Here is a 12861-nt window from a genome sequence, read left to right on the forward strand (position 1 = left end):
CTATCCGCCATGACATTACTGTGACTAAATGCTAAACCAGTCGCGGTTGCGATGGTCGCCAGTGCCATATAACACCAAATCTTTCCTTTTTTGTACATTTTATAGTGCTTTTTCATTCTCAAAAATTCCTTTCATGCTACCAAGAATAATTATTAATACAAATAACACAAAAATAGAGAAATATAGTGTAAAGGAGTATATTTTAGGATTATTAAACTGAACTTTAACGTTCTTAATATTATTTTCTTTCACATCTTTTAAGGATAGCCAACCACTAGACACACTATATTTACCTTTTGCAATTTTCTTCCCATTTATACTAATGGTATATTGATTTAATAACGATTTATATCCATATATTGGTAACTTAAGATCATAATTAGTTTTACCGATGCTCTTGCCTGCAGTCGAATAAAGTATTACACCATTTTGTATAGGTTTTCTTCTTAACTTAATACTATCTTGCTTAACCTTTACAGTAGGATCTATTGCCATATTCTTTGTATAATTTTTAACCCTATCTGCTTTTCCAACATCATTGCTTCCATTTGGAGAATAATCTCTTATGAGAATTCGATTATAGATATTATTAAATTTACTGGAATGAAAATAAGAAACAGCTGCAGCATCATTATTTAATCTTGAAACATTACTACTAGCATCATGAAATTTACCAACACTGGAGATAACTGCAATAATTGCAAATATTATTAAAATTACCCCCCCTATGTTGAATTGATTATGCTCCCAACTCGTTCTTAAAAATGCATATAAGGGAATTACACTCAACCAAATACCAAATCGCCAAGGAGTATATTGAAGCATACTAAGCAATGGCAATTTTCCTAATATAGTCCATGGTATTATGTCGGTACACATTAAAATCATCATAAATTCAACTAATAAAGCTGAAATAATTTCGTTATCTTTTCCATTTTTGCATAACACTATTACAAGAAATGAAAGGGCAATTAATGATACTGAAGTTCTAGCAACTATGTCAGAGTGAATAAACACATCCATAAAACTTTCTGCAGTAACATGTCCTTTCCCAAAAGGCGCAGAGATCCCACTTTTCTCTATAAGAACGATTCTGTAAATTATTGGAATACTACAAATTAACGCTAGGCAACTGGAAAAAAACATATTGATAAACGTAAAGAAGTTTATTCTATTTTGAACAATAATATTCGTCATCCACGCAATAACAAAAACTAATGCAAACACAACAACGCTTAATAAATGAGAGTACAAAATTAAAGTAAATATTAACGCACCCCTAATAAATAATTTAGGGTCGATGGTATTTGTTTCTAAAACATCCTTAACAAAATATAAAATTGGAAATGAACAGCAGTATATTACTGCTGTTCCCGGTTGAAATTCATAAATAAAAATATATAGGGAGTATCCAGAAAAAGCATAAATGATAGAACTTAAAATTGCATCCTTACTGTTAATTTTATGATTTTTTAAAGTAACAAATGTTACACCAAAAGTAAGTATAAAGATTAATCCATTTATTACAATAATTTGAGTATGAAATGGCATCCACAAAGTTAATAGTATAAATGGCCATAAAGAAATATCTGGATACATACCATTGATTGCTTGTCCTAAACCAAAAAAAGAATGGAAATTAATCCAAAGCGGTATATTATGGTTCAAGAATGACTGCCTAACATCATATATTCTGCTAACATGAAAAGATGTATCTCCAATTAAATATAGACCATTAGACAACTGACTAAGAAATATATATAGGAAACCAATGAATGCCAAAAGTAAAGTTATATAAAATGATACTTTTCTAACCATTTAAAATCTCCTACAACTTCGCCGTCAACTCAACATCCGGGTACTTCTGCCTGAACCAATTTTCGGCAAATTGATTTTCAAATAGGAACAGTGGATCGCCGTTAATGTCTTTAACTAAAATATTCCGTGAGGATGACATCTTTGGATCCAATTGGTCTGGATTAATCCAACGCGCTGTCTTATTCCCCATTGGTTCCATGACTACTTCTGAATTATATTCGTTTTGCATCCGGAACTTAAAGACTTCAAACTGCAATTGCCCAACTGCCCCGAGAATATAATCATTTGAATTATATCCTTGGAACAATTGAATTGCCCCCTCTTGAACTAATTGGTTGATTCCCTTGTGGAACGACTTCTGCTTCATTACATTTTTAGCCGAAACCCGCATGAATAGTTCAGGTGTAAATTGCGGTAATTTTTCAAACTTAATATCCTTTTTACCGGTGTAAATGGAATCACCAATCTGAAAATTACCAGTGTCATATAATCCAATAATGTCCCCAGCAACGGCTTTCTCAACATTTTCTCGAGTATTAGCCATAAACTCCGTTACGTTAGATAGGCGCACTGGTTTGCCCGTTCGTTCCAAAGTAACATCCATACCACGGTCAAATTCACCAGAACAAATCCGTACAAAGGCAATCCGATCACGGTGACGCGGATTCATATTTGCCTGAATCTTGAACACAAACCCAGATAGCTCAGGATCTAATGGTTTAATCTCTTCGCCATCTTCAGTCTTGTGCGTACTTGGTGCTGGAGCATACTTTAGATACGTTTCTAAGAAAGTCCGTACCCCAAAGTTAGTCAGAGCAGAGCCAAAGAATACAGGTGTCTGATCACCCTTCAAGATTTTTTCTTCACTAAACTCGTTCCCGGCCATTTCGATCAGTTCCATACCGTCTAGGGCATCCTTCCACTCGCCTTCATCAACTAAGGGATTGTCACCAATTACTTGGCCATCATCATCGAGTGGCAGATATGGGCTATCCTCATCCGCGGGGTGGGTCAATGCAACCCGTTTGTTATATCGATCGTAAACACCCATGAACTGACGTCCCATTCCGATTGGCCAATCCATCGGATATGTCTCAATACCAAGGGTTTCTTCAATTTCATTCATTAAATACAATGGATCACGCGCATCCCGATCAAACTTATTAATGAAAGTAAAGATTGGGATGCCCCGCATCTTACAAATTTGGAATAATTTCCGGGTTTGTGGTTCGATTCCTTTTGCCCCATCAATTACCATGACCGCTGAATCCACGGCCATCAAAGTTCGGTAAGTATCTTCAGAAAAGTCTTCGTGCCCAGGGGTGTCTAGAATGTTGATCCGTTTGCCTTCAAAATCAAACTGCATCACGGAAGATGTAACGGAAATACCACGCTTTTGTTCGATTTCCATCCAGTCAGACTTAGCAAAATTACTACTACCACGTCCCTTAACCGTTCCAGCTTCCCGCACAATACCACCAAATAGTAGCATTTGCTCGGTAATGGTTGTTTTACCAGCGTCTGGGTGCGAAATAATCGCAAATGTCCGGCGTTTATTAACAGCTTCGGCTAATTGTTTTGCTGTTGTCATTATTTAATCGTCCTTTCAAGCATTATCTTTCTAATATTACCATATTTAGAGACTCTATAATAGAAGAAAAGTGTTACATAATTCTTAAAAACTGCTTTCTAAAATTGACTACAACGCATTGATTTGCTAAGGTTAGAAAGTTAATATATAAATGGTAATTATAAATTTAAACAGAGGTTGTCGAATATGAATCACGAACACGAAACGCGGGCCGAATACCGACGTCACCTTGAAGAAGAAATCGACCAACGAGCACACCATAAATTAAATGATGACTTTGATCATCGTCCCCCATATGTCCACCATCATAAGGGCGGTTTTAAGTGGGTTTGGCGGATTGTCGCCATCATTTGTGTACTGCTTTTTATAGCTGGCGGTTATGAGTATCATCAACTTCATAATACTGCTAAGGGTGTTTTTACGAACGGTGATGGGAAAGTTGATAAAAAGCTAGCCCAAGGAAAACCAGTCTCTATCTTAGCGATGGGGACTGACGTTGGTGCTCTTAATCGAGGAAACTCCGGTGGGAATACTGACACCCTGGAAGTCATTACTGTGAACCCCAAAAAAGAGTCAATCACGATGACCAGTATTCCTCGTGATACTTTAGTTAGGGTTAATACGAGTAAGGGTGCTGACTACGTTAAGATTAACGCTGCATATTCAATTGGTGGACCCAAGCAAACCGTCAAGCAAGTTAAAGAACTACTTGGAATTCCGATTGATTACTATGCTGTAGTAAATATGGGAGTTTTGAAGAAAGTTGTTAACGCTGTTGGCGGTGTGGACGTTGATAACCCATTCGCTTTTGATTATGAAGGGCATCACTTTCCAAAGGGTAAGCAACACTTAAATGGTAACCTTGCCTTGAAGTATTCACGGATGCGCTATGATGATCCAAACAATGACTACGGACGGCAAAAGCGGCAACAACAAATCATGACCAATGTTATTCATAAGTTCAAGACTTCTGGATCCGTAAGTGCAGTTAATAAGATTCTGGCTGCTGTTAAAGATGGTGTAAAAACCAATATTCCATTAGATAGTATTTCTGTTCTCTACGGTAACTATCGTCCAGCAATGAACAATGTCAAGACCTATCACTTCCAAGGAAAGAACGCAACCATTGATGGCGCTTCGTTCCAAATTGCGAGTCCAAAAGAAATCAATCGAATTTCTAAGATCATTCGCAAACAATTAGGGCTTGATCCAATTACCGTTGATAATCACGAAACTAGGCTATATCGAATGCAAACAAATTATGATGGATATAACCATACTGACTTCAAGCTTCCTGGTAGTGCGGAATATAACGTCCCTGATAGCGGTAGCTCGACAACAACATCTACAATTAATAGTAATTTATTTCAATACTAATAAAAGTCGCTTAGCCTATCTCATAAGAGATGAACTAAGTGACTTTTTTAATTGGCAATTACATTAATACTTTTTAATTTCAACATTAAAATGGAAATAATCCCTATTAAACTAGTAATGATAGATAACATAAACATTATAGTAGGTTTAACTCTTACTTTAATATGATGTTTACCCCTGTGTACATGTGTTATAAGTAAGGTACCTCTTGAACTAGTTCTGTAATTAACCCTTCTATTATTGTCATAGATAAGATACTTATAATGTGTCTTATAGATGGGTAAATTAACATTTACTTGTTGATTAACTTTAATTACATAGTCAACCCCATTGGTAATAAACCTTTGAGAATGATCAACTGCTTTACCATCCACTATTATTTTATGATTAGCAACACTGTTAAAGTGTCTAATTTGTTGAGTAGTAAGATAATCAGCAGGCCCTCCAGTTTCCCCATAATAGCCATTAAACAAATTAGAAAAAGTGTGTTTATTAACTTTAAAATTAGCATATTGTGGTTCATTATTGAGCGTAGCCTTTACTTCAAAATCTGGCTGAAGCTTCCCGCCTTCTGTAAAAGACGTCATTGCTGTAATGTTAAAAATAAATATTATTAACGAAAGAATGACCAGATTATGTTTATTCAAATTAATAAATGAAGAAAGTCCAACCGAAATAGCCAAGACAGTAAGAATTAAAAACCTAAATGACGATTGAAATACTAATATTTTAGGCAATACCTTATTAATTAAGTTCCAACTAAATAGATTAGTAGATAAAATAAGTGAAATAACTCCAACGTTTAGCATTACCTTTTCAAACCTTGTTAAAATCTGGTAATGGCACCCCATTATAATTATGCCAATCATTAATATTAGTCCAACGCTAACCACTTTAGTGGGTTGGACATTTCCGGATAGTAAAGTATTAGAAAGACTATTTTCAAACAGTTGTTGAATACCTAAAGTTGTAAAATATCGTTCTGGCCCTTTTATTCTTTCTAGTAAATATGCATTTAAAAAATTTACCCCCAAAAAGCATATAAATAATTAACAACTTTACATCTCTGAATAATGTTCTTCTATCTAGATTATTTTTAATAAGCACAAATACAAATACAACTAGTGAAATTATAATACACAATAAGGTAGTTAAAAAATGAGAATAAGTTACCCAGGTCAAGCTTAATAATAATAGAAAGCCTTTATTATTACGTGCATACTTTGATACAATTCGATCATTCACTTCGGCAGTTAAAGCAACTAATAAAATTGGCAATACCATGAAAGATAATACTTCACCTAACTCAAATGCATACCAATTAACAAATAGCATATATCCAGAAAATGTATATAAAAAAGCTAAAAGGATGCTATTTAAGCTACTATATTTCAACAGTTTACCCGATACAAACCAGGTAATTTGTGTAAAGAACACACAAATAAACTGACAAAGATAGAATGCATTAACCTGATTATGAACTAATTTGAAGATTGCTGCGAACGGATACAGCGTAATTACAGGATAAAATGTGTTAATATCATAACCCACTTGATTAAAAGTATGAAAATTAACTAGCGGGTAGTGTCCCCCCCCCATTGAAATTTCTTTAATACGATTAATATGAAATCTAAGATCGTCACCAGAAAATACATACCATGCTCATTAATAAAAATATAGATAGTACAACTACTAATCTTTTGTATTTTTGCATAAATTTAACCCTTATCCCATTTTATTATATCTACAACATAAATTTTTAATGAATTAATTTTTATTATTTTCAATCCTATAGATACTCCAAATATAATTAAAAATTGTCTTTACAACTGCATAAAATGGTATACACAAAATCATACCTGGAATCCCAGCAATGTTACCTGCTGATAACAGCAACATAATAATTGTTAAAGGATGAATCTGTAACGTTCTCCCAATAATATTCGGATAAATAATATTTCCATCAATCTGCTGAACAATAATTACTACTACAATGACCCAAATAAGTTTCTTAGGAGCCATCGCTAATGAAACCATAAGTGCTGGTGCAATTCCAATATATGGACCAACATATGGAATCATGTTTGTTAGCCCAGCAATTAATCCTAATACAATCGCAACTGGTTGTCCGATAATCAAATATCCAATACTTGTTGCTACGGCTACAAAGATACATTCAATTGCTTGTCCTGCAATATATGATGAAAGTGTGGCATTCATTTGATGGAGTAATTTAGCAATTTCTTCACCGTGTTCTTTTGAAAAATATTTCTGAACACTTGGTACAAACTTATCACTGTCTTTTAACATGTAGAACAGCATGACCGGCACTGTAATTGCAACAATTACCGTACTAGTAACCATACTAATAACAGTACCTGCTTGATTGGTGATTCCCTTCAAAATGGTTTGTGACGATTGTGATAATTGATCATTTAACTGTTTATAATATGTATTAAAATCTATTCCACGAAGCCAAGAGTGATGCGATAAGCGAATTAACCACCGTTGAGTTTCTTTAGCTGCTGTTGGTAGTCCTTTCACAATTTGCGTCAGTTCATTAACCATGGATGGAATTACCGCAGCAATTACTCCACATACTAAAAGAAGCAAAATAACAACAATAAGTAAACTTGCTATACTTCGTGGCATTCGATGTTTACCAATTTTTATCTTTAGAAAAAGCTTCAAAATCGGTCGTAACATATAATATAAAAATAACGAAATAATAACCGGTACAAAGACAACCGAAATGAAAATTAAAATTGGTCGGAAGATAAAATCGATCTTTGTACAAACCCAGATTAATAGGGATAAAATTAATAGCTCTAACGACCAATACATAATTGGCTGCTTATTTAACTTCATTACTCTTCCCTCTATACATTAATTAGCTTTTTTTATAAATTTTAAATATAGTTTCCAAGAGAATTTATAAAAAGGCAAACCAAAAGTAAGCATATGAAAAGCCATCCGATCGCGCTTCGGCGTTTTAGGATTGCTCAACACTTGCTTACGATGATCTCCTAAAAATTTCACCATAGATTTCTGTGCGGATTTTACTTTCATGTTTGATGTATTTAACGTCTGATTTAAAGTACTAAATCTAGCATACGCCTGCCTTCTTAAAGTAGCATTCTCAAGGTCAGGAAACATTTTATTCACACTATTGGCCATCTGATCCGTCATCTCTAGTAAATCTAGTTTTTTTTCATTAAATTTACTTGTTGTAATGGAATTATTACGAATAAAGTATTTGTATTTTGATGTGAACCCACATTCAATTGTTGGGGATTGTTCAAACAAAGAATAAGTTGTCCCCATATCTTCAAACAATTTTCCTTTTTGAAAACCTACAAATTCAGGACTTTCGTATAGATTTCGATCTACTAGCTTTGCGACACAACAAGTGTCTACACGATCGTTATAGCACATCATTTCTAATGCACTTTTATTAGATAAAGTTTTCTCCGTTCCATCACCATGATCGATAATAGTACCTGTACTAAATATATCTTTCAAAGTACATAGCGCAATTTTAGATTGAAAATCATTTTTTTTTAATAAACTAAACATGTACTCTATATAATCTGAAGTTACAACATCATCAGGGTCCACAAAAGAAATAAACTTTCCATGAGAAAAGTTTATTCCTTGCTTTCGCGCCTCGGCAACCCCAGAGTTACTTTGAGAATACAATTTAATTCTAGTATCTTCCTTCGCTAACTGAGACACTATTTCTTTAGTTCCATCTGTTGATCCATCATTAATTACTACCACCTCAATATTATGGTAGGTTTGACGTAATATTGAACTTATACTCTTCTTAATATAATGATCGACATTATAAGCAGGAATGATAACACTGACTAATGGTGTATTTTCTTCTTGCATTACTGTTTCTCCTTGATAATATAAATTGGGCGATTTTTAACTTGCATATATATCCTACCAACATACTTACCAACAATCCCAATACATAACAATTGAAGACCACCTAGTAGCAAAATTAAACAAACTAAGGATGCCCACCCAAATACACTACTATTTGGCTCTATAATTCTACGAATAATAACAAATACAATTCCAATAATTGACATAATGAAAGAAGCTGACCCCAACCAAACCGCAATAGATAAAGGTGCTTGAGAAAAGTCGGCAATTCCATTCATTGCGTATTTAAATAGTTTCCAGGTTGACCAATCAGTCTCTCCTGCAACTCTTTCAACATTATGATAATCCAAGTATTTAGTTTTAAAGCCAACCCAGCTAAAGATCCCCTTAGAAAAACGGTCATATTCTTGCATTGATAAAACCGCATTAACCATCTGTCTTGTCATCATCCGATAATCACGCGCGCCGGGAACGATATTTGTTTGAGAAATTCGATTAATAACATTATAGAATTGACTACTTAGAAACGATTTAAACTTTGCTTCTCCGGTTCGATCAACCCTCCTAGTTCCCACACAATCATAATCACTATTTTTTAGTATATGAATCATTTGAGGGAGAAACGATGGTGGGTCCTGCAGATCAACATCCATTACTACAACATAGTCACCATTCGTAGCCTGTAAGCCAGCGTATAGTGCCGCCTCTTTACCAAAATTTCGCGAAAATGAAACATAATGAACCTTAACGGGATGTCTTTCATGAAGTTTTCTAAGTTCATATAATGTCTGGTCTCCAGACCCATCATTAACAAACCAATATTCAACTTTTAATTTTCCAATTTTATTAACTTCTTCTTCTACTGCTGGAAAAAATAATGGGATTGATTCTTCCTCGTTGTAACAAGGAACTACAATTGATAATGTATCCATACCTGTCCTCTTCATTAATCATAAAAAAATCGGTACAAAACTGTACCGATTAATTATACACTATTTACCAATCTCTAGGCACCAGTAATTGCATTTGGCGTTACATGGTAGGTGTAAGTCTTACCACCATAAGTACCAGAAATAGTCCAATCATTTGTACCATTTTGGGTGGCACTAAATCCATCAATTGCACTTACTGCCGGCTGAGTTGGTTCACCATTACCAGCTTCTAATGAGTTAGCACGCTGATTACTTAAATGTTCCTTAACCAAATTGCGAGCATCAGTCTCAGTCATTGTTTGTGTCTGACGTTGACTTACAGAATGTGCTGTAGCACTGTTCTTAACACCATTAATAGTCGTATTAGTAGAAGAACTACTCTTGGAAACAACTACATTGTCACTAGAACTAGTATTCTTACTTTGAACATTCTTTTTGGATACTTTAATAGAACCCTTTTTACTATTATGCTTCTTGGTAACACGACTGCTTTCCGCTGTATCTTTCTTAGTCTCAGTAGTTGACTTGCTTCCACAAGCAGCTAAGGATAAAACCATTGCCCCAGCCATTGTTGACATCATAATCTTTTGTAATTTCATAGTTTACCCCTCTCGTTATCGTTCATGTATTGAATCAATTATATCAAAATTAGTTTTAAAAGGTTACCTTTTAATTAATCTTATTAATTCATTACAATATAATAGCTTGGAGTATAGTAAGCCATCTTTGTAGTCTTTACTACGTCGCCTGGTTCTGGTGCATGAACAAACGATCCGTTTCCTAATGAGATACCAACGTGATACGGTGCGCTATCGCTACCAAAGAACACCAAGGAACCCTTTGGTGCATTATATACATCATAATGGTGAGCACCTAAATTAGTTTGTTGATATGTTGTACGATAATTTGAACTTAGACCAAATGCCCATTGAACTAATCCAGAACAGTCAAATCCTGAAGGAGTATTACCACCCCAAACATATGGAGTACCTAACATTGTTAAAGCACGATCTGCCTTAGAAGCAGCATTATTAACAACAGTAGCAAATCCATTATTGTCTAAATGATAGGTAACACCATTAACAACTACATCCATGTTCTTATCAACTTGATATGTGTTCGGGTCAAAGTAGAATAATGAACCTTGCCAATTTGCTAAACCAGTTACAATCATTCCGTTATCACCAAAAAGATACCATGATCCCCACTGTGATTGAACATAAGCGTTTTTAACTAATTGGTAATTGGATGGATCAAAATAATAGTAAGTACCTTGCCATTTTTGAACGCCGGTTAACGCAATCCCACTTTGGTCTAACAAGTATCCATTACTCATTCCCGCTGGGACAACATAAGTATTTTTTTGTAATCTTTTTGATCCTTCATCAAAGTAGAAATGGTTTCCTTGCCACTCCTGAAGACCAGACTTAACAATTCCGTCTGATCCCAAGAGATAACCACTGTTATTTCCATCAGGATCAACATAATTATTCTTTTCTAGTTGATAAGTCGACTGATTAAAATAGAAGTAATTACCCTGCCACTTTTGTAATCCACTTAAAACTGCTCCATCATTATTAGTCAAAAAGCCCGTATTATTGTTATCAGGATCAACATATTCGTTTTTAACTAATTGATAGGTATCTGGGTCAAAATACCAATTGGTCCCTTGCCATTCTTGCAGCCCTGACTGAGCAACACCATTGTCAATTAGATAATAATTTTGAGTATCACTACCATCCATTGATTTTAATTGAGAATAATGACGACCCGATTCCGTTTGACCATTTTGGTAATAAACCTTTTGACCGTTTTCATCATACCAACCATTTTTTGTAGAATTAACATTAGAAACCGATAGCGTTTGTGATGTTAAACTTGAATCTGCAACATTAGTATTGTTTTGAGTATTTGATTCATTATTTTGATTGTTATTTGTAGTTACTACATCTTGGTTATTATTGTTAACCTGCTGAACACTATCAGAAGCATCAGTAACATCAGCTTGTACGGATTGAGTAGCTGCAGTCATTCCAATAACTGCGGCGGTAGTTGCAATTGCCATTGCACACCACTTTTTTCCACTCTTATATAATTTAAAATGCTTTTTAGAATCCATAAAGTTAATAACAATCCTTTCAAAATTTCTTCGTTATTTTTTCAACATTCAACGTTTTCTAATCTATCACAACTTGTTTAGAAAGTCTTAAATATGGACCATATGTTAATCAATGATAATGATTGCAAAAACATTGTAATATTATTGCAACAAAAAAACGGTATCAAGAAATTTCGATACCGAAAATATTATTTAAATTGCAGCGTAATAAGCTTGAACTAATTGGTAAAAGTCATTCATTGTATACCCAGTACCAAACATGCTTGCATTTCTTGACCAGTATGCATCTGGATCTGTATTGTCAGTGCCACCAAATGTTTGTGAAATCATCTGATGGGAATACAATGTACCACCCAAAGAAGGTGTCATTCCGTATTTATGCATATTGTATGCTGTATAATATGCAGCATTTGATATCTCCCGAGCAAAGTTCCAAGCGTCATGAACTTCAACTTGTTCAAACTGCACTGCACGACTATTTGCAGGATAGCCAGCTCCCCATGCTTCATGATCCGTTGGAGAGATTTCAATAATATTATTTCCATCAATAAACGCATGTACAAATGCTTTATTGTAAGTACTTGCCTCATAATTTATTTCTCCCCAAATACTGTCATTTGGGTTGGCTGTTTCATGAACAATAACCATATTTGGAAGTCCATTGTTAGTTCCGCGGTATGCTCCCGTGGTATTTTGAGGAATAACATAGTGTTGAATAATATTAGCATAACCAATGCGATTGCTTACAATATATTGATTTAAAGCATTTTCAAATGAGCTGTTATTAATAAATCCACTATCATTAGTATAATATAATATACCATTTATGTATAAATAACTATTAGTTACTAACTTATAATTAGATGGATTGAAGTAATAACGGGTACCCTGCCAAGTCTGAAAGCCGGTTAAAGCCTGACCATCGCTGCCTAAGAGGTATCCAGTCTTTTCACCAGCTGGAACTCGGTAATCGTTTTTTACAACTTGATAAGTATCTGGATCAAAGTAATACATTGAACCTTGCCACATATGTGGACCAGTTACGATTTTAAAATCATCGCCAAACATGTACCATTGGCCCCATTGCGATTGCACATAGTTATTCTTAACCAATTGATAGGTGCTTGGAT

General features: G+C 34.5%; 11 protein-coding genes. 1 reads left to right on the plus strand and 10 read right to left on the minus strand.

Going from position 1 to position 12861, the window contains the following annotated elements; all coding sequences use genetic code 11:
* The 3 genes from AC1EKL_RS08475 to AC1EKL_RS08485 form a co-directional block, all read right to left on the minus strand.
* On the minus strand, nt 1-116 hold a 116-nt coding region (locus tag AC1EKL_RS08475), incomplete at its 3' end, for a KxYKxGKxW signal peptide domain-containing protein (protein ID WP_480189712.1).
* Nucleotides 100-1818, minus strand: a complete 1719-nt coding sequence (locus AC1EKL_RS08480) for a hypothetical protein (protein WP_480189702.1) — start codon at nt 1816-1818, stop codon at nt 100-102. The genes AC1EKL_RS08475 and AC1EKL_RS08480, both read right to left, overlap by 17 nt.
* Nucleotides 1819-1828: 10 nt before the next feature.
* Entirely contained in the window at nt 1829-3409 is a 1581-nt protein-coding gene (locus tag AC1EKL_RS08485; protein ID WP_480189703.1) for a peptide chain release factor 3, read from the minus strand.
* Nucleotides 3410-3595: 186 nt separating this feature from the next.
* On the opposite strand from AC1EKL_RS08485, the gene AC1EKL_RS08490 reads away from it, so the two are divergent.
* Complete coding sequence (locus AC1EKL_RS08490; RefSeq protein WP_480189704.1) at nt 3596-4786, plus strand: LCP family protein; 1191 nt, start codon at nt 3596-3598, stop codon at nt 4784-4786.
* A gap of 47 nt (nt 4787-4833) precedes the next feature.
* Here the strand turns inward: AC1EKL_RS08490 and AC1EKL_RS08495 are convergent, their stop codons facing one another.
* The 7 genes from AC1EKL_RS08495 to AC1EKL_RS08525 form a co-directional block, all read right to left on the minus strand.
* Complete coding sequence (locus tag AC1EKL_RS08495) at nt 4834-5820, minus strand: hypothetical protein (protein WP_480190278.1); 987 nt, start codon at nt 5818-5820, stop codon at nt 4834-4836.
* Nucleotides 5821-6553: 733 nt separating this feature from the next.
* A complete protein-coding gene (locus tag AC1EKL_RS08500) occupies nt 6554-7654 on the minus strand; it encodes an AI-2E family transporter (RefSeq protein ID WP_480189706.1) in 1101 nt (366 codons plus the stop codon).
* Between the two features lie 18 nt (nt 7655-7672).
* Nucleotides 7673-8680 (minus strand): glycosyltransferase family 2 protein, encoded by a 1008-nt coding sequence (locus AC1EKL_RS08505; RefSeq protein WP_480189707.1) that lies wholly within the window; start codon nt 8678-8680, stop codon nt 7673-7675.
* Entirely contained in the window at nt 8680-9612 is a 933-nt protein-coding gene (locus tag AC1EKL_RS08510; protein ID WP_480189708.1) for a glycosyltransferase family 2 protein, read from the minus strand. Before AC1EKL_RS08510 ends, AC1EKL_RS08505 begins: the two co-directional genes overlap by 1 nt.
* Nucleotides 9613-9686: 74 nt before the next feature.
* Nucleotides 9687-10211, minus strand: coding sequence for a hypothetical protein (locus AC1EKL_RS08515; RefSeq protein ID WP_480189709.1), 525 nt, complete (start codon nt 10209-10211; stop codon nt 9687-9689).
* Nucleotides 10212-10294: 83 nt separating this feature from the next.
* On the minus strand, nt 10295-11731 hold the full coding sequence (locus AC1EKL_RS08520; protein WP_480189710.1) for an NlpC/P60 family protein: 1437 nt from the start codon (nt 11729-11731) through the stop codon (nt 10295-10297).
* Nucleotides 11732-11923: 192 nt separating this feature from the next.
* Nucleotides 11924-12861 (minus strand): peptidoglycan recognition protein family protein (locus AC1EKL_RS08525; protein WP_480189711.1); only part of this gene is annotated, 938 nt, incomplete at its 5' end.

The organism is Limosilactobacillus sp. C0001E2, assembly GCF_056590915.1.

Coding starts and splice junctions, on each gene's coding strand:
- AC1EKL_RS08480 (WP_480189702.1), bottom strand. CDS start 1,818: ATGGTTAGAAAAGTATCATTTTATATAACTTTACTTTTGGCATTCATT.
- AC1EKL_RS08485 (WP_480189703.1), bottom strand. CDS start 3,409: ATGACAACAGCAAAACAATTAGCCGAAGCTGTTAATAAACGCCGGACA.
- AC1EKL_RS08490 (WP_480189704.1), top strand. CDS start 3,596: ATGAATCACGAACACGAAACGCGGGCCGAATACCGACGTCACCTTGAA.
- AC1EKL_RS08500 (WP_480189706.1), bottom strand. CDS start 7,654: ATGAAGTTAAATAAGCAGCCAATTATGTATTGGTCGTTAGAGCTATTA.
- AC1EKL_RS08505 (WP_480189707.1), bottom strand. CDS start 8,680: ATGCAAGAAGAAAATACACCATTAGTCAGTGTTATCATTCCTGCTTAT.
- AC1EKL_RS08510 (WP_480189708.1), bottom strand. CDS start 9,612: ATGGATACATTATCAATTGTAGTTCCTTGTTACAACGAGGAAGAATCA.
- AC1EKL_RS08515 (WP_480189709.1), bottom strand. CDS start 10,211: ATGAAATTACAAAAGATTATGATGTCAACAATGGCTGGGGCAATGGTT.
- AC1EKL_RS08520 (WP_480189710.1), bottom strand. CDS start 11,731: ATGGATTCTAAAAAGCATTTTAAATTATATAAGAGTGGAAAAAAGTGG.